Origin of the sequence: Bacillus cereus group sp. BceL220 (assembly GCF_051776965.1) — a bacterium.
Classification (GTDB): domain Bacteria; phylum Bacillota; class Bacilli; order Bacillales; family Bacillaceae_G; genus Bacillus_A; species Bacillus_A cereus.
Genome location: NZ_JBPWBC010000004.1, coordinates 64,620 through 87,852, shown reverse-complemented (window position 1 = coordinate 87,852; position 23,233 = coordinate 64,620). Strand labels below are relative to the sequence as shown.

The following is a 23,233-nucleotide window of genomic DNA, read 5'->3' as shown; positions in this document are numbered from 1 at the left end:
GGAGTGAACGTATGAATGTTACACTATCGCGAAGGCGAAAAGGTATTTGGATTGGACTCGTCTCTTTAATTATGCTATCAAACTATTTATTGTATGCTCTTCCAATAGTACCAGCTGCGCCGAAAGAAGTTGTACTTGGGTCATTATTAGATTGCATGTTTGTCATTCCAATCATCACGTATTTCTTCATTATTCGAAAAAGGTACTCGTTAACGTATATAGTTCCTGTTGTAATAGCTGGTTATATTTTTGCAAGATTTATTATTCCAAGTGACTATTTACAAGATTTTTCATACGTTTCTTATATTATAGTTGCAGGAGAAATTGCTTTTGTATGTTTAGAGTTATTCCTTCTATATAAAATTGTTAGAAAGCTTCCTACCATAATAAAAAAATATAAAGAATATAAAAGTGAGTACTCTTCATTTTCTTATGCAATTGATGCTGCGTTTGACGCTACTATGAAAAGAAATAAATTAATAGATATCATTGTAACGGAGTGTAAGTTAATCTATTATGCATTTTTATCGTGGCGTGAAAAAGTACCAGAAGGTGAATACGTATACTCATATCACAAAAAGACTGGTGCAATAGGTGTATATATCATGATCATCCATGCGACCTTAATAGAAAGTATTGGTTTTCATTATTTGCTACACCAGTGGAATCCAGTAATAGCATGGATTTTACTTATTTTAAATGTATACGCGATGATTTATTTTATAGCTGAAATACAAGCGATGCGCAAAAATCCACTTATCGTAACAGAAGAACAAGTAATCATTCAAATTGGATTAGGAAAGAAAATTGTTATACCATTTACACAAATTGATAATATTGCGTTCTACAAGGGTGATGAATTGCTAACGGCAAAAGAAGGGAAACAGGTATTGGATGCAACTGTTATGGAGTTCATAAAAGAACCTGCTACTTTTGAAATAACATTAAAAGAGCCAGTGAAAGCACAGTTGTTATATGGATTTTCTAAAACAGTAAGTCGTGTGCACTTAAATGTTGATGAAGAACGAAAATTTTATGATGCGGTTAAGGAAAAGTTAAAAGATGAGTAATAGTGCTGTTAGTTACATAAAAACAAATGAGTTTCCGTTAGAAGTGAAAAAATATGAAACATGGATAGTGAAAAACTCTTTCTAAATAAGAAGGAGTTTTTCTTGTGTACTTGTATAAATCATTATATAAAAAACCATATACTTCTTTATCGTTAGATAAAGAAGTATATAATTGAGGATAGAACTAGTATGAGGGGAAACAAAATAATGAATAAGTTACTTACATCGAAAAGTGAAATTATAGAAAGAAAAATCCGGTATAACTCAACAATAGTAGATCACAATTGTTTATTACTTGAAAAGCAATCACAAAGTATCGTTTTATTTCACGAGGTGCAGTATTCATTTACAATGACTGCAAAAGATACTAAGTTAACAATCCCAAAAGGAAGTTATACAATCGCATATTATTGGAAAGATCGTCCGTACAATTTATACGTATGGAGAGATATAAAAGGGAAGTATTTAGGTTCCTATTTTAATATCGTAAAAAACACACAAATAAAAGGCGAAGTGGTTTCCTTCGAAGATTTAATCATCGATATTATGGTACTTCCAAATGGAGAATACTTCCTATTAGATGAGGATGAATTACCAGAACAATTAGGAAATTTCGAAGGTGGTTATGTGAAGAAAGCTCTTTATGGACTGAAAGAAATCATTCAAAAAGAGCTTCCACAAATAGTTTTGGAGACAGCCAGGGTGCAGAAGAACTAAAATTTAATTACATAAATATTTTGAATGGAAATGAGTAGTCTCAAGTTATATGATCTAACTTTTTTGATAAATCTAAGGTTAGTAGCATATTTCTTGAGATTACTTTTTTTGTAGAAATTTCGTTGCTTAGTTATTAAATGGATTTTAAATTTATGAAATAAGATTGACTGAATTAAGTTCAGTTGTTTATGATTGAATCAGATTCAGTCGCAGGAAAAACAAAGTAGGAGATGACCTATGAAAAGAATATCAAAAGAACCAGATATAAGACGGCAAGAGTTAATGGATATTGGTTTTGAACTATATATGAAAAATGGTATGAAAGGATTTGGTATAAAAGATGTTGTGAATCATGCAGGTGTAGCAACGGGCTTATTTTATTATTACTTCAAGTCTAAAGAGAATTTTGTTGATGAAGTTTTAAATGACTGTATTGTGAAAAATATGGAGTTAATTGAAGAAATACTTGTTTCAAATGAACGGTCTGTCATGCAAAAGATGAAAGATTCACTAGATATATTTTGGACATTTATTGAAAAGTTAGCACCCTATAAAAATGTGAGTTCGTTTCAGACGGAACAACATTTTCAACTGGAACAGAAATTATTCGCACGTATGCAACCGTTAATTAGACAAGTAATTGAAGAGGGAGTAAACATAGGGGTTTTTTATACTGATAACTCATTATTAGCTTCTGGGTTTATTCTATACGGTCTTAGCAGTATTGCTCATTCAGAAGTAAAGTTGAATCTAGATACAAAACAAGAAATGGTTAATTTAGTATTAACTACACTACGATACAATCAAAAGGAAGGAGAAAGTTTATGAAAATTATTATCGATGGAAATAATATCTCACAAGAGCAACTTATAGAATGGAAAAGAGAACGGATAAAAAAAGTATTATATACATTAGGACATAAAGAGCTTGAAATAAATGATACAGACGTCATGATAAAACAGCTAACGGAAATAAAGTTGCGATATACATACAATGAAATGTACGAAAAGTTGAAATCAAAACTTAGATTAAGTGCAATAGGTATGCGTATCTGTACTCTTTTATCTGGTGATAGACGAAAATTTTCGAAAACTAGTATTTATTTAGACGGGATTACAGCAGAAGTAGCTATACATGGAATTGATAGTTTGATGCTTGAACAATCATGTGAAAATAACAAAGTGAATTTATCTGCTTGTCCTGATCACTATGTACTAAGACCCTTTGGGGAAAATGAATTAGAGGTTATCGAAACTACTGGTAATTCTCCGTTTCCAGTTCAATTTTTCATTGTTTTTGGTGACGAAACCGGATTGAAAACACCGAGAGATAAATCTTATCAATACCAATCAACAGGTGTTGCACGTATGAAAGGTGGTACTACTATTGGTGGAGTTCGACATCAATTTAAAGATACTGATACAGGGATAGAAGTAAGTCTAGTTGTTGAGTTCCCAGCCCTTTGTCCTAATAGTCTAATTAAATCCCATCAAATGCATTTAGCGTGTGAGTTTTCTTATTGGTTACAGTGGATTAAAAATCAGAAAAAATAGTAAGTAAATGATATCGTTCAAATAAACAACAGTAAAAATATTTAAACGAATCATATGTATGTTTTGATAAAACCCAGTTGACTTATCGGAAATATTTGTATAATATGTACTTAATTCCATAACGTATTGCTGATTGGAGAAACCAAAGGCATTTTATCTGTTGATAAAATGCCTTTGGTTTTTTTATTGCACAAATACTGAATCTGTTCATTTATATGAATCATTTTAAGGAGGGGAAGAAATGACTGTTTCAATTGATGGGGTATCAAAATATTTTTTGAAACAAACTGGTACTGTTCAAGTATTAGAGAATATTAATTTTCAATTAGAGAAAGGGGACTTTGTTACAGTAATTGGTCCGAGTGGGTGTGGAAAAAGTACATTACTAAAAATTGTTGCAGGTCTAGATAATGATTTTGAAGGGGAAGTTGTTATTGATGGGGAGTCTATCTTAAAACCGAGTAAGAAACAAGGTTTTATTTTTCAAGAACATAGGCTTTTTCCGTGGTTAACGGTTGAAGAAAATATAGCGGCAGATTTGTCGTTAAAAGATAAGTATGTGAAAGATAAGGTGAGAGAATGGGTTGAAATCGTTCGGTTAGATGGCTTTGAAAAATCGTATCCGAAAGAAATTTCAGGCGGGATGTCACAACGTGTTGCGATAGCGAGAGCGTTATTAAGAGATCCGAATGTATTATTACTTGATGAACCTTTTGGAGCGCTAGATGCTTTTACTCGAAGTCATTTGCAAGAAGTATTGCTAAATATTTGGGAGCAGAAAAAAACAACAATGATATTCGTTACACATGATATAGACGAAGCGATATATCTTTCAAACCGGATCATCATTATGAATGCAAAACCAGGGAAAATACATAAAGTGATTGAAAATAATTTACCTTATCCGCGAAATAAAACTGCTCAATCGTTCCAACAACTTCGAACGAAAGTATTACAGCAGTTTGAATATGGAGGATTGATTCAAACAAGTATATAGGAAAAAGGGTGATTTTATATGTATAAAAAATTTAAAGTTCTTTCTTTTGCTTTAGCTATATCAATGTTTTTATTAGGATGTGAAAAAAGTACAGCAAGTAGTAAGAAAGAAGATGTAACAATACAAATTGGTATACAGCAAGGATTAAGCCCGCTATTACTAGCAAAGAAAAAGGGATGGTTTGAAGAGGAGTTTAAAAAAGAAGGAGTTAAAGTGAAATGGACAGAGTTCCAAAGTGGACCTCCTTATTTTGAAGCAATCGCATCAAACCGGTTAGACTTTGGTGAAGTAGGGAATTCTCCAGTCATTTCAGCGCAAGCAGCAGGTATTGGATTTACGGAAATCGCCAATACAAGTTATGCGAGAAAAGGAACTGGAATTCTCGTTCAAAAAGATAGCAAGATTGCGAGTGTAAAAGATTTAAAAGGTAAAAAAATTGCAGTAGCAAAAGGAAGTAGTGGCTTTAATTTATTATATCGAGCGCTTGATAAAGAAGGTATTGATGTAAAAGATGTAAATGTCATTCAATTACAACCAGATGAAGCGCAGCCTGCATTCGAATCAGGATCAGTAGATGCATGGGCGATTTGGGACCCTTTCATATCATTACATACGTTAAATAAAGGTGCGAAGGTGGTTGCAGACGGTAAAACATTAAATGTCTCTTCACCAGAATTTTTAATTACGAGGACAAAATTTGCGAAAGAACATCCAGAATTAGTTGAGAAATTCCTCAAAGTTTATGAGAAAGCACGTGTATGGCAAGATGCTAACTTAGATGAAGCAATAAAAGTGTACACTTCTGTAAAAAAGATAGATGCAGAGATTGTAAAAGAAGTGTTTAATCACGACAAACCAATTTTAGTTCCGGTAACGAAGGAAATAATAGAAGAACAACAAAAGACAGCGGATTTTCAATATAAGCTCGGTTCTATAAAGAAAGAAATTAAGACGGAAAAAGTTGTAGATAATTCTTTCGTAGAAAAAGCATTGAAAGCGAAGTGAAAAGAGGTTTTGTAAAGTGGAAAATACGAAAGCTGTTATGAAACCAGCGAGTATAACGATTAAGAAAAATGGCATAAAGAAGGTACGAAAGTTAAATGTAAAAGTTTTAGTAAGGGCGATTACTATACCGGTTATTATATTAATAATTTGGCAGTTGGCTGGCGTATTCGGTCTTGTTTCTAAAACAGTTTTACCAACACCATTAGATATTTTTCTAGCTTTCCAAGAGCTTATTAATACAGGAGAGTTATTCGGCCATTTAAGTATTAGTGTATTCAGGGCTGCGGCTGGTTTCTTTATTGGTGGGGGCTTAGGAATCATTTTAGGAACGATTGTTGGATTTTCAACGAGAAGTGAGCAATATTTAGACCCATCTGTGCAAATGTTAAGAACTGTACCTCATTTAGCTGTTGCGCCGCTTTTCGTATTATGGTTCGGTTTTGGTGAAACATCGAAAGTGCTATTAATTGCAGATGGTGCATTTTTTCCTTTATACGTGAACGCATTTTTAGGTATTAGAGGTGTGGATTCAAAGTTATTTGATGTTGCGAGAGTATTAGAGTTTAGCAAAAGAAAACTAATTACGAAACTAATTTTACCATCTGCATTGCCTAACCTTTTACTAGGAGCAAGGTTATCGTTAGGTGTTGCATGGGTGAGTTTAGTAGTAGCAGAACTTATGGGATCTACAGAAGGTATTGGTTATATGATTATGGATGCAAGGCAATTTTCAAATACAGATATCGTATTTGTCGGCATAATTATCTTTGCATTTGTTGGGAAGTTTTCTGACTCTCTAGTACGTTTACTAGAAGTGAAGTTTTTAAGATGGCGAGATAATTTTAAAGGTGAGACTGGGAATTAACATATAAATTATTAGGGGTAATTTATATAGAATTTGTTAGTATACGTTTCAAAATAAATAAGGGGTGTGTAAAGGTATGGAATTATTATGGTTTATTCCGGCTTATGGAGATGGTCGATATTTAGGAACGACAAAACGAGGAAGAGCAGCTGAATATGATTATTATAAGCAAGTTGCTGCGGCAGCTGATTATTTAGGATATACGGGTGTTTTACTTCCAACTGGTCAAGGATGTGAAGACCCTTGGGTGTTAGCTTCAGCTCTTGCTGCTGAAACAGAAAAACTAAAATTTTTAGTAGCAGTGAGACCAGGACTAATGTCACCTACAGTTGCAGCGAGGATGGCATCTACATTTGATAGAATTTCAGATGGGAGACTACTTATTAATGTAGTAGCTGGAGGAGATCCAGTTGAACTACAAGGAGATGGATTATATCTGGAGCATGATGAAAGATATGAAGCAGCGGATGAATTTTTAAAAGTTTGGAAATCGACATTGCAAGGTGAAACGATCTCTTTAGAAGGAAAACATATTCAAGTTACAGATAGTAAAGTTGTATTCCCGCCAGTTCAAACACCATATCCTCCTATATATTTCGGAGGATCATCAGCTGCTGGAAAAGAAGTAGCAGCTGAACATAGTGATGTATATTTAACGTGGGGAGAGCCACCAGAGCAAGTGAAAGAGAAAATAGAAGAAGTAAGAAAACTTGCAGAAGAGAAGGGGCGTACAGTACGATTTGGCATTAGATTACACGTAATTGTAAGAGAAACAGAAGAAGAAGCGTGGGAAGAGGCAGAACGTTTAATTCAATATGTGGATAATGAAACAATTGAGCTTGCTCAAAAGACATTTGCAAGATATGATTCGGTTGGTCAAAAGAGGATGACACATTTAAATAAAGGTACGAGAGAGTCGTTAGAGATAAGCCCTAATTTATGGGCTGGAATCGGACTTGTAAGAGGTGGGGCAGGTACTGCACTTGTAGGCAATCCACATACAGTAGCAGAAAGGATAAAAGAATATGAATCGTTAGGAATTGATACGTTTGTTTTATCAGGATATCCGCATTTAGAAGAAGCGTATGAGGTCGCAGAATTGTTATTCCCATTATTGAAAGACGAGAAGAAAGAAGAAAATAAAATTGTTGGTGAAATGATTGCTGATGCATATGCATTAAAAAAATAGTGAGAAATAAAGTTTCACATATTTATTGCTTTATTTTGTTCACTGCCTGTTAATACGGGATAAAAAACCCGCAAGTTATTCGCTTGCGGGTTTTCATCGTAAATTATTAGAAAATATGGTAAAATTAAAGGGTAACTTAAGGTGCGGTTGGTTGTTCAATTATCACTTCTCCGAGTAGGAGGGGGGTGATAATACGTGAGTGAAATAGCGTTGCTACTGCAAGGTGGACTGTTTCTCGTTGCATTGTTAACGTTCGTCGTCGTTTTAATAGACAAGCTCAAAAAATAACAACCCACCTATGCTTATAGAATGTGGGTTGTTTTGTTTGTAAGAAACAAATAGGATAAATGAACAATCCAATCTGCTAAGTTACGTGGACTAGTGTGTAGCCGCACACTAGTCTTTTTTATTTATATACAATTTATAATTGGTTTATGTGATTGTATTGTTCTTTTCATACTCATTATAACACAGTGTCTTTTCATCAAGAAAGGAGACCGTATGTTCTGGTTCCTGTTATATAGTAGGTGCTTTTTCTTTAAACAGCCTATCCATATACTGTTTTAAACTTTGGACATAAAATTTCTGCGTATTCACATTATTTACACCGACAATCGGCGATGGAAGGTCAAATCTTTTTTCTGATAAATGAACGACAACATCAAAGATGTCAAACAAACGAATGAAGCAAAACAGGCCGTCTTTATCGCTAAGTAAAATAAAGTAATGATTTTCACTACTTGTATTTAGCGTATTCCATAAAGAACTTTTGCTTAAATCACGTACAATGCTTTTTTCTTTTAGTTCCACGAAATCTGCATTTGAGAGAATGGTAGAAATATCAATTGCATCTTGATCTTCAAAGTAGCCATCAACTGTTTGTACAGCGAATGTATAAGCCATTTTTAATACACTCATTTTATATTTACGGTTATCTAATAGTAATTCACGTTGAATAGAACTCGCTACTTTCGTTACACGTTCCTCCTTCCAAATTTCATTATGTAAGGAAATATCGTGCTTTTTACATAGTTTCATAATTAATGCATTAGAATAAAGAATCTCGTCGCTTACTTCGACAACATCAGTCTCAGCAGCCGCAAGTTCCTCACCGTGCTCATTCGTATAGAGTGGGGAATCAATTTGTCTTTTCATTTGTTCAATCTTAAATTGACTCAATTTATGCCTAATTAAAGGACGATCAATATCTGTTGTCATTTGTTCATGACAAGTATCACAAATTGAGTTTGTGAAATAATATCCACATAATATTTCTGGAATGACATATTGTTCACTAAGTTCTTTCGTATCTTTTCTGCAAATGATGCATTGTGTCATTTTTATCACCTTTACCTGCAAATTTGTATGTAATCTCATTGTAGTGTATTTATTGGTATTTTGGAATATTGTAAAGGAAAATATTATGTGAAATTCATACTTATTTTGGTACAATGAAGAGAAGTGCTAGTTTAAAGGAGGCCATTTTTTTGAAATCAAAAGTGCACTTTTGGACATTAGAAGTGCTAATGGTTGTAGGAATCATATTTATTTGCACAAAAATATCATTTTTATTTCAACCGATTGGTATCTTCATATCAACATTATTTTTCCCAATCTTAATCGCGCTTTTTTTATACTTCATATTTAATCCTGTATTAATCTTTTTGGAGAATAAAAAAGTACCTAGAAATTTAGCGATATTACTGTTATATCTTTTTATCATAACATTAACTGCGGTTGGCGTTGGAGTAGTTGTTCCTACGATTTCACAACAGCTAATGGACTTAGTAAAAAATATGCCAAGCTACATAAAAGAGGGGAAAGTATACATACAAGAATTATCACATCATAGGTTGTTTGAATGGTTATCTACACAAAACTACGTTTCCATTGAAACAATTGAAAAAAATGCGATTGAATACTTAAAAGATATACCAAATACAATTACGTCGAGTGCAACGGCTTTATTTGGTATTATCACGAACGTTGCATTAGTTGTATTTACTGTACCGTTCATTTTATTTTACATGTTTAAAGATGGACATGCCTTTCCGGGAAAAGCGGTAAGTTTATTACCAGAGCCTTACCGTGAAGAGGGGCTTCGTATCATTAAGGAAACGAACGAAACATTATCTGCATATATTCAAGGGCAAGCGCTCGTTTGTATATTTGTAGGTGCGTTTACTTTTATCGGTTATTTAATTATCGATTTACCGTACGCTTTCGTTTTAGGAATTATTGCAGCATTTACAAACATCATTCCTAACTTAGGTCCATTTATTGGGGCAGCGCCAGCTGTTATTGTAGGACTGTTCGTATCTCCGATGCAAGCCGTATACGTAATTATTATCGTAACAATTGTACAACAGTTTGAAAGTAACATCATTTCACCGCGTATTATGAGCTCGAAATTAAATATCCACCCATTAACAATTATTATTTTAATTTTAGGGGTAGGTAACTTTGCGGGAATTATCGGAATGATTTTAGCAGTACCAGTTTATGCAGTAACAAAAACTGTTGTTTCGAACTTAGTGAGATTGTTTAAGACAAAGAGAAGTAATCGGAAATAGTGAAACCTGAGAAAGATACACCGCTTTTTAAGTGGTGTATCTTTTGTTTATAAATAAATAATTAAAAGTGTATTGATTTGATTTTATTATATATTTTTTATACATCAAATTCAGAGATAAACTTGTGTGATATAAGCTCTATAAAACTATGTGGAATCCCTCTGAACTATCCAAATCATTTCCTTACAGCGTGCTATCAACATCAAAATCGACTCCTTTCAATTCTATATAGTTAAACGATTAAAGGTGAGTGTAGTATTTGCTTCTACGATCTCGAATTTCATCAATAACTTGTTTATATTGTCTTTCTTGTTTTAATTCATTTTGAGATATTGTTTCTTTTTGAATCGTAATCGTTAAAAAGAAAAGGTGAAACTTCATATGTGAATTCCTCCTTTCGAATTGGAATTACAGATGACTACAGTAATGACTTTGTCTTTCTTTTACATGATCTATAGCCTGATTAATTTGTCGTTCATGAAACATTTCAGACTCAGAAAATTTATTTTTTTGAATGGTAATGGTTAAAAAGAATACTTTAAATTTCATTAGATAATTGCCCCTTTATAAGTGATTTAGAAAAAACGAGTGTAATAAGAAATTACAGATGACTACAGTAATGACTTTGTCTTTCTTTTACATGATCCATAGCCTGATTAATTTGTCGCTCATGAAACATTTCAGACTCGGAAAATGTATTTTTTTGAATGGTAATGGTTAAAAAGAATACTTTAAATTTCATTGGATAATGACCCCTTTATAAGTGATTTAGAAAAAACGAGTGTAATAAGAAGATTGGCGCTCTTTTACTTCGTCCATAATGTTTTGAATGTGTTGCTCACGTAAAATCTCTTTCTGTGAAAGTTTACGTTTTTGAATAGTGATAGTTAAAAAGAATGCTTTAAATTTCATTAGATTTATGACCCCTTTATAAGGGATTTAGAAAAGACGAGTGTAATAAGAAGATTGGCGCTCTTTTACTTCGTCCATAATGCTTTGGATGTGTTGCTCACGTAAAATCTCTTTCTGTGAAAGCTTACGTTTTTGAATGGTGATTGTTAAAAAGAATGCTTTAAATTTCATGAATATATTACCCCTTTAAAATATATTTTTAATACATTTGAGTGTAGTATGAACTTTTAATGTCAGTTATTTTATCAGTCAGTTGTTTTAACTGTTGTTTACGATTGATTTCAGTTTCAGATAAAGTATTTTTTTGAAGCACAGTCGTAAAAAAGAAAATATGAAAAGTCATAAATGAATTCCTCCTTTCGAAAAGGAATTACAGGTGATCACAGTAAAGTGCTTGGCGCTCCTTAACATCATTCATAGCTTTTTCAATTTGCTCATTATGAAGAATTTCATCTTTGGAAATTGTATTTCTTTGAATCGTAATACTTAAAAACAATACGCTAATAGTCATTGAATGTTGCTCCTTTCTTAGAAAAATAATGTAAGAGACTAAAAAATCGCGCAAAAAAACCACAGGAAGATACAGTTCTCCTATGGCTGGGCGTGAAAAAGCCACAGGAAAGTATACGACCTCCTGTGGCGAATTTATGAATTAAATGAAATAAAGTGCGATTTTCAATTCTCCATTAGGGTGGTCGAATTCATATTTAATTGTCCAGAAAACACAGGTGCAGTTAACGCTAAAGTTAATGCATGTAATTGTAATTTCATCATTTCCTTCGACCTCCTTTTAGAATTTTTTTCTTACGTTAGTAAGTATATACAATTAATGGATAATTGTAAACATAAAAAATGAAAATTTTTAATTTTGATTAAAATGCGTATATTTAAAAAGGGATTTGAAAGTAAATATTGTAATTAACGAAATATCGATAAAAATGGGGGATGCTAAATGAAATATATGCATCATAACATGATCGTTATGCTAACAATTTTTTTATTCATTACGGCTTGTTCTAACGGAGAAAGAATAAAAGATATATATGATGTTAGGTCAGATGATTTTAAGAAATATACTGGGACATACGTTGGTAATAATTCAGATGTGGTTGCAATTATTAATCATTTACCCGGTGGTGGAACAGTTCAAAGTATAAGTTTAGAAAATGAAAATATAAAAGTGAACTATGGCGCAAAAGAGAGTGGGGCTCTTACAGAAGAAATGATTGAGACGTATTGGTTTGATGAGAAAGATACGATGAAGAAGAATTTTCTCTTTAACATTATTTATCTTGTAGTTTTAGTGCCAAATGCAAACAGTTACGAGTTTCAGGTAGAGAATATAAAATTTATGATGAAAAGGGAGGAAATCCTATCAATCTTGCATGGAAAATTTGATGATTTTCCAAAAGAAGATGATATATGGGATAAAAAGAAAGTAGTAAAGTTTCTTAACGATAATAATGAAAAAATTAAAATGCTTGTGGAAGATAAAGATTTTCGGAAATCTTTATTTGCTAAATATCCAGTGAGCCAGTTGAAATAATGGAGGGGAGAAGATGGAGTTAGTATACAAAATTTCTTATCATAGAATGCAGGATCATTATTTACCTAAATTAGTACAGGCAATTAGGCTCGTTAGTGAAGAAGATTTGTGGAAAAAAGAGACCTCTGTTAATTCAATTTGTGGAATCGTACTACATATTTGTGAACATTTACAGAGAAATACAAGGCGTTATAAGGATCCAAATATAGTTTTTGAAAATGGAATTGAAGAATATTTTCCAGTGAAACAAATAAGCTCTGAAGCTTTGTTAAAAACTGTTGAAGAAATATTTGATGAGTGGGGCAAAGCATATATACAGGTCTGGGAAGAAAAAAGGCATATTGATCTTCAAAGTCTATTACATTTGGTTGAGCATACAAGCTATCATTTAGGGCAAGTAGTAGATCGTACAAAATGTATTGAGGGACAACAGTTTAATTTTTGTCAAAATGGTATAAATGAAAAGAATTTGAGAACAAGAGTTGAAACTTCGAATTTTTAGAAAGAGAGACATTCTTAATTGAATGACTCTCTTTTTTTGTAAAAGAAATTTATGGAAAAAAATAATTCTATGTGATATGGTTGATTACATAAGTAATGAACCTATGAACCTAAGGTGGTGAAAATGTGAAGCCGACTCTAGAACAAAATAAATTAATATACATACAAATTGCAGAAACGATTGAATCTGATATTTTAAAAGACATATTGCTTGAAGAAGAACAAGTTCCATCGACAAATCAATTTGCGAAGATGTTACAAATAAATCCGGCTACCGCAGCTAAAGGGGTGAATGTATTAGTGGATGAGGGGATTTTATATAAAAAGAGAGGGATCGGGATGTTTGTTGCAAAAGGAGCAAAAGAAGTCGTACTAAAAAAAAGACAAAATACTTTTATGACTGAATATTTACCTAAAGTGTGGGAAGAAGCGAAAGTACTAGAAATATCAAAAAATGAATTGATGGATATGATTCAAAAGATTACGAAGGAGGGGAAAGAGGGATGATTGCACTTGAAACGAAAGATGTAACGAAAAAATATAAAAAGAAAATAGCTGTAAATGAAGTAACGATTTCATTGGAAGAGAATAAAATATATGGTTTGCTTGGAAGGAACGGAGCAGGGAAAACGACTTTATTAAATTTACTAGCAGGACAAATTACTTCAAGTAGTAGAAGTGTATCAATATTTGGTGAAGATGTTTTTGAAAATAGTAAAGCGATGCAAAATATTTGTTTCGTTAGAGTAAAAGAAGAGTCTCATTTAAGTTATAGAGTAAAAGAAATTTTTAAGATATGTAACATGTTTTATAAAAATTGGGATCAGAAGTTTGCTGAAGAACTGGCGGGTAAATTTCAGCTTAATATAACAGAGAAATACCATAAACTATCTCATGGCATGCAAACAGTTGTAGGAATTATTAAAGGGTTAGCAAGCAGAGCGACAATTACTATTTTTGATGAACCAACTACAGGATTAGACGCAGCACATCGTGAGTTATTTTATAGTTTACTACTAGAAGATTACGGGGAGTATCCCAGAACAATTATATTATCAACACATCTGGTAGAAGAAGTAACCCATGTTATTGAAGAAGTAATTATCATAAAAGAAGGTGCACTTGTTGTTCAATCAACAGTGGAAGATTTATTGCAACAAGGTCATATTATTTCAGGGCAAAAAGGTAAAGTGGAGGAGTTCTTGATTAATAAAAAAGTTATAAATAAAGAAATTTATGGGAATAAAGGTATTGCTGTTATATGGGAAGAGCTTTCTAATGAAGATTGTTACTCTCTTGAAAAAGAAGGTTTAGTAATTGATAGAATTACATTACAAAAACTATTTATTCACATGACTGGTGGTGAAGTGGAATGACGATGTTAATGAAACAATTGAGGTTACATATAAATTTTCATTATAAAGCAATTTTAATATTTTGGATTGTAGCTTTATTAATAAAAGGAGCTTTATATGCTGCTCATTTAAATGAAGCGAAAGTTGGTTATTTACCCGAAATTATCAATAATCCTTCAATTGCAATTATGATTTTTATAGTAGGGAGTGTTTTCATTGTTCAAGATGATTTATTTCGTTTAGCAGTTTCATTTGGTATAACGAGAATACAATATTTTATCGGAGCGATTTGTTATATTGTGTTGCAATCCGCATTGTTTTCATTCCTTCAAATACTGTTTTTACAAGATATAAAATATAACTTAGTAAATGTTAACTTTGGAGAGCAATTAATACAACAGTTTATTTTACAATTTTTATTTTATGTTACGATAGCATGTTTCTTTCAAGTAGTAGTAATTTTTAAGCAAAGATTTCAATGGATTGGTCTCATGATTGGTGGGTCGCTTTTCCTTTCAACAAATAGTGTGCTGTATGGAGAAGTAGGGATAAAAGGATTGTTATTTACAAATGATGTATCTTTAATAGATATCCCTTATTTTATTGTTATTTCAATTGGATTAACAATTCTTTATATCATAACTAGTAGTATATTTATTCGTAAAGTATCATTTGAACGAACAGTTTAAAATAGTGATAGATTATTCTTTTAGGGAGAAGGAAAATATATGGGAGACACGTCCTCACTAATAACCGTCTTTTTATGCATTGCACTACTAATATTTTGGCGTCGTTATCGCTCCATGCATAAGCCAATAAAGGGATCGGGAAAACGTATTTTATGGCCATTACTATTTTTAACACCAGGTATTGTATGGTTTTTAGGTCCCGTACATCCAGCTATATTACAAGTAATTATAGCGGTATTCATTGGTGTACTTTTTGCTGTACCGCTTATAGTATTAACAAATTATGAACGAAGAGATGATGGGAATATTTATACGAAAAAAAGTGCAGCTTTTTTAATTACTTTTATTGCACTTGTCTTTTTAAGATATGGTTCAAGACAATTTATCGTTGATTTAGATCAACAAACGATTGGTTTATTATTTTACGTTGTTGCAGTATCGTATATTTTTCCTTGGAGAATTGCCTGTTATATAAAGTTTAGGAAAGTTTGGCTGGAAAATAATAATCATGCTATATGAAAACTTCTCATTTGAGAAGTTTTTTTATTTTTACAGGTAAGCAAAACAAGTTGTTGAAGGGCAGGCTGTCATAGAATATGATACATATTATAATGAGGAAAAGTTGAGGGGATAAAAATGCGTACAATTTTACTTTTTCTAAACAACATGTTCATTAGCGAAATCGAGGACATTAGGCAAAAACATGATCCTTTATTTGGATTAATTCCACCGCATATTACAATTGTATTCCCATTTGAAAGTTCGATTTCAAATGATGAGCTGAAATTACATATTATAAATGTAACAAAACCGATACAGAATATAGAAATTGAATTTAAGAATCAAATTACAAGTGAAAGAGAATATTTGTTTTTACGAGTTGAAAAGGGGAAAGAACAAATAGAGGAACTACATAATATTCTATATACAGGACCTTTATTACAATTTTTGAAAGAAGACATTCCGTACATCCCGCATGTAACAGTCGGAAGAAAAGAAAGTGCCGAATTAGCTGCTGAAGTAGTGAAGGAGATTCCTAGTTTTCATGGGAAGTTAAATTGTGTGATTGATAGAATAAGCGCGGAGCGAATTGGAGAGAACGGGGAATCAATTATTGAATTTGAAGTGCCATTTCTAAAAAGCTGACAAAAGTCAGCTTTTTATTTCGTAGCATGAAGTAATGCACCAATTGCACCGCTATTACCACCATCTTGTAAAAAGATTGGTGTTTTATTTTGATATTCGGTGTAGCTACTAATAATATGTTGAAGTTGTACGTTATTACATAAAGTCGAACCAATATAAATAATATGTTCAATGTTTTTTGTTTCAGCGAATTGAAGGCTTAATGCAGTAACGACTTCACCGACAAGTCCTTGTACAGTAGCTAGTATATCGGAGCTACTATTATTTGATTCTGTAATGGCTGCTTTTCCGAAGTTACTAGCAGTTAAGTTATTATCGATAGGGGAAAGAATACCACCATAAATATCTCCAACCGTAATATCTAGTTCTTTTCTAGATCCTACTTTTGTTAGAGGGATTACATCTTCAAAATGATCTATATTTGTTAACAATTTTGAAAGTCCCATAATAGTCCCACCGCCAACTCCGGTTCCACCAGCGCGAATATATTGTTCATTATAAACGTAATGGATAGAAGTACCTGTACCGATATTGGTTAAAATAAAATTGCGTATAGCATGTTTTTCTTCTTTTAATATGTATTGGACACCTGCAAGAGTAGCTTCAAATTCGTTTAGCTCTATTATTTTATATGAACCTGTAAGCAGTTGCTGTAATAGTTTCGATTTACCACCCGTAATACATATTTGTTTTATGCCATTGTTGCTTTTAATCCAATCTATTATTTTATGTTGTTCATGCGAATAAAATTTTTCAAAAGTTAATAGCCTTTTTTCGTTAAAATAAGCTATTTTCGTTAATGTGCCTCCAGCATCGATACCGATAGTACGTTCCATTTTCCTGCTCCTAACTACGTAATATGTTTTCCTATTTATTTTTAATTGGTTGAGAATAGATATTCCCAACTGATATAAGGAACAATTTAATCTGCTTGATATATTAATAGTTTTTCTATAGTTACAATAGGCTGGTCGTTTACAGTTGCAATACCTTTACCAAGAACAAAACCTCGGCGATTGCGCGTTAGTTCATAATGTAAATCAAGTTTATCACCGGGATATGCTTTTCCTTGGAATTCAACTCCATCTAAAGAGGAGAGGAATCCTAGTCCTTCAGAATCACTTGTATGTACAAATGCACTAAGCTGAGCAAGTGCTTCTACAATTAACATATGAGGCATATGTTTGTGACTATCATTTATAAACCATTCGTTATTTGTAATGAGTTTATATCCTGTAACGAATTCATCTTGTTTTACATTTGTTACTTTATCAATCATTAAAAATGGATAACGATGGGGAAGTGTGTCTTTAATATGCATATGAAAGTACCTCCAATTAATAATACCCCTGCTAAAGTTAAGCAGGGGAGTGGGAACTAATTTTTAACTAATTCATTTACTTTTTCAAGGACGAAAATGCCGCTATTTCTAATGTTTTCAACAACTTGTTGCAACACTTCTTTATCTTGAACGAGTGCAATACGTACGAAGCCTTCTCCGTGAGGTCCAAATGCATGACCAGGTGTAACAACGACATTCGCACGATCCATTAATGCATAAGCGAAGTCTAGAGAAGTCCATCCTTGTGGAATTTCAGCCCAGACAAACATACTACCAGCTGGCTTATCGACATTCCAGCCAAATGTTCGGAATCCATCGACTAAAGTATCTCTCCGTTCTTGATAAATATCGCGGTTTTTCTCACAAAATACAGCGCCATTTCTTAGTGCTGCAGATGCCGCTTTTTGAATTGGTAAAAATACACCGTAATCGGTATTAGATTTAAATTGAGTAAGTGCACGAACAATTTCTTCGTTTCCAATCATATATCCAATACGGCTACCTGCTAAACTATAACTTTTTGACAAAGAATTGATTTCTACACCAACTTCTTTAGCACCAGGTACAGAGAGGAAGCTAATTGGCTTATTACCATCGAAATAAAATTCAGCATAAGCAAAATCATGGACAACGATAATATTATGCTTTTTCGCGAATGCGATTACTTCTTTAAAGAAATCTTCATGAGCCATTGCTGGAACGGGATTCCCTGGGAAGTTTAAAATCATCATCTTTGCTTGATCGGCAATTTCTTCAGGGATGACTTCTAAATCTGGTAAGAAATCATTCTCTTTCTTTAAAGGCATGTAGTAAGGTGTTGCACCAGCCATTTGAATACCTGTTTCATAAGCTGTATATCCTGGATCAGGAACTAATATAATATCACCTGGATTTGCATAAACCATAGGTAAATGAACGAGCCCGTCTTGTGAACCCATTAATAATAAAACTTCTTTATCCGCATTTAATAAAACGTTATGAGTGTTGTTGTAATATTCAGTTACAGCTTCGTGAAATTCTTGAATACCTGATAATGTATACCCGTAGCTCTCTTTCTCACTCGCTGTATGTACCATTGTTTCTCTTACAAAATCAGCGGGCGGCATATCAGGATTTCCGATGCTCAAATCAATCATGTTATGACCTGCTGCAATTTTTTCTTTTTTATAGGCTCCTAATTCACTAAATATAGAAGATTGGAATGCTTTCATTCTAGTTGCTAACGTGTAAGTCATCAAAACCCCTCCTAAAACAGTGCTTTCATTCTGCGTTTTTAATTATTCTGAAAACACATGTTTATATTTTATCATTTTTTTATGAAAATTAAAACGATTGACAAATTTAGAGGAAGGATTAGCCTATTTTGAAAAGTATCGATGTAAATAGCGTAGATGTGTTAATTGAAATGTCTATTATAGGATTCATTTTATATAACTTAAGGTATTTTCTAGTTTTTATTAAGTATATTTCTCATGTTTTGAATGAAAAAGAATACGAAAACAAGGGCTATTTTTGTGGCCGATTTCTAAAGTGAAATAACGCAGAAAATATTTTCTGCGTCTCCTCTGAAATGTAATCATTTCTTTTTATATGTGCATAATTTTTCGGCTGTCAAAAAGTATACATTTAATGTACCGTCGGCAACTTTTAAAGTTTGGTCCGATGTAAATGAATTACCATAATCAATGTGATATACATTAGAATTTTTGACAAATGAGCCTTTATATAAATCGTCTTTATTCTCTGTGGTTTGCATTTCTACTAAATTTTGCACAATTTCCTCTTTATTTTCTTTTTTGACAACTGTTTCAAATTTATAATATACAGGGCATTCACCATTTTTATTGTCAACGACTTCCCAAGAACCGTATATATCGTTATTGCTGCATCCACTAAGTAGGATGATTAGTATAGGAATTGTAAGTAGAACCTTTTTCATTTTGTACTCCTTTCTTTTAAATTTGAATAAACGTGCGAATACGATAGGGATATTATAATAAATAAAGTTTAAATTTTTTTAAAGAATTATTTAATTTCATATAAAAATTTAGGAGAAATTAAATAAGCATGAATCTAGTGTAAAGTCAGATTCATGCTAGTACTATAGCCTATGTTATGTCTTTTTTGAGGATAAATAAAGAGGAAAGCAGAAGCACTATTCCATTTATTATATATACGCTTGCGATCATAAAGGCTAACGTACCTGCGCCAAATCCTGCTTTATCGAATATAGAAGCAAATGTTGCGATAGTCAAAAAGATAATGGGAGTCAGTAGTAAAAATATGAAACCTGCCACGATTCTTTTTTTAAAACTATGTCCAGATAAGGAAATGGCTAAAAAGTTTAGGATGCTAAACAGAGCAATTGCAAAGAGCAGGACAATAAATACTTCAATGCCATCAGACATTTTACCACTCCTTTTATAAAGAGTACTCTTTATAATCTATTCGAAATAAAAGAGGGATACTCCTTTAGATAATTTCAATAAACGTAATAAATAGGCGTATTATAAAACAAAGAAGTATGGATTCAATATTATATCCATACTTCTTTGTTTATTTTATAAATTCGCAGATTGCGAATGCTGTTTTTCATAATGTTTCTGCTTAGAAAGGGAAATAGAAATAATCAATAATGAAACGACTCCGAAGATGAGAACCATATATTGTAACCCAATTGTATCTAAGAAGAACCCTGTGCCAAGTAAGACGATTTGGAACATAACCCTCTCAAACATATTACGGAATGAGAAGAGGCGACCGTGATAACTTTTTTCAACTTTCGTTTGGAAAATTGTCGACATAATAGGGAAGAAGCAGCCAACACTAAACCCAAACAAACCAAATGATGTAAGAGCCATCCATTTTATATCGCTAAAGAACAATGAAAGGTGTGCAAAAGCAGTACAAACTGCGAAGAAATATAGTAATTTTTCAGGTTTGAAATGATCAGATAGACGTTTAATTACGAAGGCACCTAACATAAATGCGACACCTTCAATTGTATATATAAACCCTTTAATCGTAGGATCATGTTGCATTTCGCTAATGTTAATAACCATTAAATTAAACCCAGCTATAAATAATAGAGGGATAATACTTAATATAAGTGCTGTAAAAGCAATAGGAATTCCTTTTAAAATACGAAATACTTCCATAAAGCTATTATCTTTTGCAGCTTGTTTACTTGGTGTTGTTGATTTCTTATCTTCGAATTGCAGGAAGAAAGTCGAGAGGAATAATAAGGCGTACGCTGCCATTGAGAAGGCATACATGTACTGTAAACTCATCACAACTAAAAGAATTCCACCTAGTGAAGTACCTGCAATACGAGCGATTGTACCAACATTCATATGTACACCGTTCATTTGTAATAACTCATGTTCACTTACGATGAGTGGAATCACAGATTGTAATGCAGGGAAATAAAATGCTGCTGAAATTTGAAGAGCAACCATAAATGCAATCATAAATGCGATACTTTCAAATTGAATAGCGAAAAACATGAAAATAACACTTAAAACTCGACCAAACCCAGCGTAAAGAAGAACTTTTTTCTTTTCATACTGATCGATGACACGGCCAGCCATAGGTCCAACTAGAACACCGGCTAATAGTCCGATAAATAATATAACTGATTTCATGAAATCAGAAGGGACATATTTTTGCATAAATTCAAGGTTGCCAAGAATACCAAGCCATAATCCTAGACCTGCAATAAACTCCCCAACTAGAACAATCCAAACGTTTTTATTACGCCACATAACATAAAACCTCTCCGTCTTTTAAAATGAAAAACTCGTATATAAAACCTCCTTATTTATGTAGTATTTTTATACGAACTTTTTTAGAGTCAGAGTCTATATTACGTGTTTCATAATTGGATTTCAATCTTTTTGATTTGTAAAAAATTTGATGTATTAATTGATGAAATAAGTGAATCAAAACGTAAAAAATTTATGATTAAAGCTAATAGAAAGTAAGGATAAATATAAAAAAGCAAGAACGTATAACTACGTCTTGCTTTTCTCAAGTACAAAATTAAAAATTAATTTCACTTAGTAACATTTACGCTCTTGTCCAATAGCTAAAGCGCTAAAAGATAGAGGACCAACAACTTCTGCACTTGCACCACTAGTAAGGTTTTCTGCAGTTAATGAATATTCGTGTGTTACACTGCCAACGTTTTGATCTATAGCTTGAAATGTTTGTACGTAAAATTGTTCAGAATCTGTTGATTCAAAACCTACTTGTGTATTGAAAATTTCAATATTATCACGGAAAATTCGGAATAAAACTTGTGAAGTCCCAGTTATACCATCTACACCAATTGTAGCGATTAATTCTACTCGATTATTTCGTGAATCTCTACTTGGAATTCTCAATTTCAAATTTGCTAGAATTGCTTTGTTTGGAGAAGAGGGGATTGCAAAAGTTGTTTCACCAGTTTTACTTAAAGGTTGAGTAGCTTGGTAATCAATGATATGTTTAGACAAATATTAGATTATTTAATAGAGTCAACAACAATTGTTGAAAAGAAGCAATTTACATAAAAGCATCAAGAATATATCACAATAAGATGATATTTTTCTTAATGCTTTTTGTAATTAAGCAGAATATTCTTCTTTACGTACTTCAAAAAATTCATTACGTCGTAAGTAATTATAGATTTTCTCTGAAACCTTTTCTTCTTCAGACACTAAGAAACGATGATCAAAAGCGTAGAAAGATTGACCTTTAATTAATTTTACGTAATACATATAATACGCCTCCTGACACTTGATTATTATTTGCTTCATATTATGATGGCCTATATGTCTGCTAAAAATACTTGGAGTTTCAAAGGGGGTACGTAAAGTGATGAAAGAGCTTACAATTCTGTAAGGTTTATGTCACCTTTTTCGATAGTTTACATTCACCAATTTTTTCTATACTACAAATAAGTTACATAAAATAAGGGGGTAAAAAGATGGATGAAGTAATTGGAGAAGTTGTAGCAGGTATTTGTGAATTTGTAGTGGAAGTAACAGCAGATGCTATAGGAAGTTTAGTTTCCGGAAATGATGAGGAAAAAGAAACATTATAATAATTTGTAAAAGCATAAAGTTGATCAAATTATAAAGGCTGATTTCTAAAGGGAAGTCAGCTTTTTTATTTTTTACATTATATTAATCTGATTTGAATATTCATTTGTTATTATATTGAAGAAACCTATATAAGGAGGTGAATAAACAAATATGTCGAATTCGGGGGCTGATTTATCTGTTTCTCGTTTGATTGTGGCAAATGTAGAGGAAAAAGAATATCATTTTATTGTTCGTGAACATCCGATTGTAGGGAAATTTATATCGCTATTTGAAAATGGAAAAGAATATGGTTTACTAGATAAACAAATCGCTAATAAAGATAAATTTATTACATCGGAGCTTACTAAATTAGATTATTTTAACATAGATGTTTTATATCATACACCTGGATGGATATGGATTGGTATGGATCAATTTGGATTACATGCTCGTGAGGCTACTTATAACGAAGTAGATGTTATTATGAAGTTGAAAGAGGATTTATATTATATAGACGTATATGAAGAAATGAAAATGTAATAAATATTTAATCAGGTTAGGGGAGAAGTTCCCGTAGCCTTTTTTGTTTAATAGTAAAAGTAAAATTTATATTATGTTGATGATAGGACAGCACGATAAGAAGTGAGATGAAAAGAGGATTTGAAAATACATGAAGAGAATTGTAATAATTATATGAATCGTATATG

General features: G+C 32.3%; 34 protein-coding genes. 18 read left to right on the top strand and 16 right to left on the bottom strand.

The features are described 5' to 3' along the window. Window positions 1-11: 11 nt before the first annotated feature. From ACS2FK_RS12610 to ACS2FK_RS12570, 9 genes are all read left to right on the top strand, one after another. Window positions 12-1,070: a hypothetical protein gene (locus ACS2FK_RS12610; protein WP_063547634.1), complete on the top strand. Its 1,059-nt coding sequence runs from the start codon at window positions 12-14 to the stop codon at window positions 1,068-1,070. 207 nt (window positions 1,071-1,277) lie between these two features. Beyond that, entirely contained in the window at window positions 1,278-1,787 is a 510-nt protein-coding gene (locus tag ACS2FK_RS12605) for a DUF402 domain-containing protein (RefSeq protein ID WP_063547632.1), read from the top strand. 237 nt (window positions 1,788-2,024) lie between these two features. Next, complete coding sequence (locus ACS2FK_RS12600; RefSeq protein ID WP_063547630.1) at window positions 2,025-2,615, top strand: TetR/AcrR family transcriptional regulator; 591 nt, start codon at window positions 2,025-2,027, stop codon at window positions 2,613-2,615. Continuing rightward, a complete protein-coding gene (locus ACS2FK_RS12595; protein WP_063547628.1) occupies window positions 2,612-3,340 on the top strand; it encodes a hypothetical protein in 729 nt (242 codons plus the stop codon). The genes ACS2FK_RS12600 and ACS2FK_RS12595 overlap by 4 nt, the downstream gene beginning before the upstream one ends. A gap of 241 nt (window positions 3,341-3,581) precedes the next feature. After that, complete coding sequence (locus ACS2FK_RS12590) at window positions 3,582-4,337, top strand: ABC transporter ATP-binding protein (RefSeq protein WP_063547626.1); 756 nt, start codon at window positions 3,582-3,584, stop codon at window positions 4,335-4,337. An 18-nt stretch (window positions 4,338-4,355) separates the two neighbouring features. Further along, window positions 4,356-5,342: an aliphatic sulfonate ABC transporter substrate-binding protein gene (locus ACS2FK_RS12585; RefSeq protein WP_063547624.1), complete on the top strand. Its 987-nt coding sequence runs from the start codon at window positions 4,356-4,358 to the stop codon at window positions 5,340-5,342. 16 nt (window positions 5,343-5,358) lie between these two features. Further along, entirely contained in the window at window positions 5,359-6,207 is an 849-nt protein-coding gene (locus ACS2FK_RS12580; RefSeq protein WP_063547622.1) for an ABC transporter permease, read from the top strand. Between the two features lie 76 nt (window positions 6,208-6,283). Beyond that, the gene (ssuD, locus tag ACS2FK_RS12575; RefSeq protein WP_063547620.1) at window positions 6,284-7,396 is read left to right on the top strand and encodes an FMNH2-dependent alkanesulfonate monooxygenase; all 1,113 of its coding nucleotides are present in this window, start codon (window positions 6,284-6,286) and stop codon (window positions 7,394-7,396) included. 195 nt (window positions 7,397-7,591) lie between these two features. Beyond that, window positions 7,592-7,684: a putative holin-like toxin gene (locus ACS2FK_RS12570; protein ID WP_001289320.1), complete on the top strand. Its 93-nt coding sequence runs from the start codon at window positions 7,592-7,594 to the stop codon at window positions 7,682-7,684. 228 nt (window positions 7,685-7,912) lie between these two features. Here ACS2FK_RS12570 and ACS2FK_RS12565 read toward each other — a convergent pair whose 3' ends face one another. Beyond that, window positions 7,913-8,734 (bottom strand): HNH endonuclease, encoded by an 822-nt coding sequence (locus ACS2FK_RS12565; RefSeq protein ID WP_063547618.1) that lies wholly within the window; start codon window positions 8,732-8,734, stop codon window positions 7,913-7,915. Between the two features lie 149 nt (window positions 8,735-8,883). On the opposite strand from ACS2FK_RS12565, the gene ACS2FK_RS12560 reads away from it, so the two are divergent. Continuing rightward, on the top strand, window positions 8,884-9,969 hold the full coding sequence (locus tag ACS2FK_RS12560) for an AI-2E family transporter (RefSeq protein WP_023522247.1): 1,086 nt from the start codon (window positions 8,884-8,886) through the stop codon (window positions 9,967-9,969). Window positions 9,970-10,209: 240 nt separating this feature from the next. On the opposite strand, the gene ACS2FK_RS12555 is transcribed toward ACS2FK_RS12560, so the two are convergent. From ACS2FK_RS12555 to ACS2FK_RS12525, 7 genes are read right to left on the bottom strand one after another with little or no spacing between them, the layout of a single operon-like run. After that, window positions 10,210-10,350, bottom strand: coding sequence for a YrzI family small protein (locus tag ACS2FK_RS12555; RefSeq protein WP_000668497.1), 141 nt, complete (start codon window positions 10,348-10,350; stop codon window positions 10,210-10,212). A 27-nt stretch (window positions 10,351-10,377) separates the two neighbouring features. Then, on the bottom strand, window positions 10,378-10,518 hold the full coding sequence (locus tag ACS2FK_RS12550; protein WP_000669802.1) for a YrzI family small protein: 141 nt from the start codon (window positions 10,516-10,518) through the stop codon (window positions 10,378-10,380). Between the two features lie 52 nt (window positions 10,519-10,570). After that, on the bottom strand, window positions 10,571-10,711 hold the full coding sequence (locus tag ACS2FK_RS12545) for a YrzI family small protein (RefSeq protein WP_063547616.1): 141 nt from the start codon (window positions 10,709-10,711) through the stop codon (window positions 10,571-10,573). A gap of 26 nt (window positions 10,712-10,737) precedes the next feature. Then, a complete protein-coding gene (locus ACS2FK_RS12540) occupies window positions 10,738-10,881 on the bottom strand; it encodes a YrzI family small protein (RefSeq protein ID WP_000668962.1) in 144 nt (47 codons plus the stop codon). A 27-nt stretch (window positions 10,882-10,908) separates the two neighbouring features. Beyond that, window positions 10,909-11,052, bottom strand: coding sequence for a YrzI family small protein (locus tag ACS2FK_RS12535; protein WP_000668965.1), 144 nt, complete (start codon window positions 11,050-11,052; stop codon window positions 10,909-10,911). 28 nt (window positions 11,053-11,080) lie between these two features. Further along, window positions 11,081-11,224, bottom strand: coding sequence for a YrzI family small protein (locus tag ACS2FK_RS12530; RefSeq protein WP_000142729.1), 144 nt, complete (start codon window positions 11,222-11,224; stop codon window positions 11,081-11,083). 27 nt (window positions 11,225-11,251) lie between these two features. After that, window positions 11,252-11,392, bottom strand: a complete 141-nt coding sequence (locus tag ACS2FK_RS12525; protein WP_000156193.1) for a YrzI family small protein — start codon at window positions 11,390-11,392, stop codon at window positions 11,252-11,254. 441 nt (window positions 11,393-11,833) lie between these two features. On the opposite strand from ACS2FK_RS12525, the gene ACS2FK_RS12520 reads away from it, so the two are divergent. The 7 genes from ACS2FK_RS12520 (at window position 11,834) to ACS2FK_RS12490 (ending at window position 16,118) form a co-directional block, all read left to right on the top strand. Then, window positions 11,834-12,427 (top strand): DUF4825 domain-containing protein, encoded by a 594-nt coding sequence (locus ACS2FK_RS12520; protein ID WP_063547614.1) that lies wholly within the window; start codon window positions 11,834-11,836, stop codon window positions 12,425-12,427. A gap of 13 nt (window positions 12,428-12,440) precedes the next feature. Beyond that, on the top strand, window positions 12,441-12,929 hold the full coding sequence (locus ACS2FK_RS12515) for a DinB family protein (RefSeq protein WP_063547612.1): 489 nt from the start codon (window positions 12,441-12,443) through the stop codon (window positions 12,927-12,929). 125 nt (window positions 12,930-13,054) lie between these two features. After that, window positions 13,055-13,435 carry a GntR family transcriptional regulator gene (locus ACS2FK_RS12510; protein ID WP_053564185.1) on the top strand — a complete coding sequence of 127 codons (381 nt, stop codon included), beginning with the start codon at window positions 13,055-13,057 and terminating at the stop codon, window positions 13,433-13,435. Beyond that, window positions 13,432-14,304 (top strand): ATP-binding cassette domain-containing protein, encoded by an 873-nt coding sequence (locus ACS2FK_RS12505; RefSeq protein WP_063547610.1) that lies wholly within the window; start codon window positions 13,432-13,434, stop codon window positions 14,302-14,304. Before ACS2FK_RS12510 ends, ACS2FK_RS12505 begins: the two co-directional genes overlap by 4 nt. Beyond that, window positions 14,301-14,972, top strand: a complete 672-nt coding sequence (locus ACS2FK_RS12500; protein WP_000178200.1) for a DUF4052 domain-containing protein — start codon at window positions 14,301-14,303, stop codon at window positions 14,970-14,972. Before ACS2FK_RS12505 ends, ACS2FK_RS12500 begins: the two co-directional genes overlap by 4 nt. A gap of 39 nt (window positions 14,973-15,011) precedes the next feature. Next, window positions 15,012-15,491, top strand: coding sequence for a CcdC family protein (locus ACS2FK_RS12495; RefSeq protein ID WP_000502962.1), 480 nt, complete (start codon window positions 15,012-15,014; stop codon window positions 15,489-15,491). Between the two features lie 117 nt (window positions 15,492-15,608). Continuing rightward, on the top strand, window positions 15,609-16,118 hold the full coding sequence (locus tag ACS2FK_RS12490) for a 2'-5' RNA ligase family protein (protein ID WP_063547608.1): 510 nt from the start codon (window positions 15,609-15,611) through the stop codon (window positions 16,116-16,118). Window positions 16,119-16,132: 14 nt separating this feature from the next. Here the strand turns inward: ACS2FK_RS12490 and coaW are convergent, their stop codons facing one another. From coaW to ACS2FK_RS12450, 8 genes are all read right to left on the bottom strand, one after another. Next, window positions 16,133-16,954: a type II pantothenate kinase gene (gene coaW / locus ACS2FK_RS12485; RefSeq protein WP_063547606.1), complete on the bottom strand. Its 822-nt coding sequence runs from the start codon at window positions 16,952-16,954 to the stop codon at window positions 16,133-16,135. 86 nt (window positions 16,955-17,040) lie between these two features. Next, window positions 17,041-17,439, bottom strand: coding sequence for a 3-hydroxyacyl-ACP dehydratase FabZ family protein (locus tag ACS2FK_RS12480; protein WP_063547604.1), 399 nt, complete (start codon window positions 17,437-17,439; stop codon window positions 17,041-17,043). A 56-nt stretch (window positions 17,440-17,495) separates the two neighbouring features. After that, window positions 17,496-18,695 (bottom strand): LL-diaminopimelate aminotransferase, encoded by a 1,200-nt coding sequence (locus ACS2FK_RS12475; RefSeq protein ID WP_063547602.1) that lies wholly within the window; start codon window positions 18,693-18,695, stop codon window positions 17,496-17,498. 341 nt (window positions 18,696-19,036) lie between these two features. Further along, the gene (locus ACS2FK_RS12470; protein WP_063547600.1) at window positions 19,037-19,399 is read right to left on the bottom strand and encodes a hypothetical protein; all 363 of its coding nucleotides are present in this window, start codon (window positions 19,397-19,399) and stop codon (window positions 19,037-19,039) included. Between the two features lie 169 nt (window positions 19,400-19,568). Continuing rightward, entirely contained in the window at window positions 19,569-19,868 is a 300-nt protein-coding gene (locus ACS2FK_RS12465; RefSeq protein ID WP_063547598.1) for a hypothetical protein, read from the bottom strand. Window positions 19,869-20,021: 153 nt separating this feature from the next. Further along, window positions 20,022-21,224, bottom strand: a complete 1,203-nt coding sequence (locus ACS2FK_RS12460; RefSeq protein WP_053564191.1) for an MFS transporter — start codon at window positions 21,222-21,224, stop codon at window positions 20,022-20,024. A 294-nt stretch (window positions 21,225-21,518) separates the two neighbouring features. Continuing rightward, window positions 21,519-21,956: an exosporium protein ExsC gene (gene exsC, locus ACS2FK_RS12455; protein WP_063547596.1), complete on the bottom strand. Its 438-nt coding sequence runs from the start codon at window positions 21,954-21,956 to the stop codon at window positions 21,519-21,521. A gap of 111 nt (window positions 21,957-22,067) precedes the next feature. Next, on the bottom strand, window positions 22,068-22,220 hold the full coding sequence (locus tag ACS2FK_RS12450) for a YqbF domain-containing protein (protein WP_000291907.1): 153 nt from the start codon (window positions 22,218-22,220) through the stop codon (window positions 22,068-22,070). 477 nt (window positions 22,221-22,697) lie between these two features. On the opposite strand from ACS2FK_RS12450, the gene ACS2FK_RS12445 reads away from it, so the two are divergent. After that, a complete protein-coding gene (locus ACS2FK_RS12445; protein ID WP_000071473.1) occupies window positions 22,698-23,066 on the top strand; it encodes a hypothetical protein in 369 nt (122 codons plus the stop codon). Window positions 23,067-23,233 lie beyond the last annotated feature (167 nt).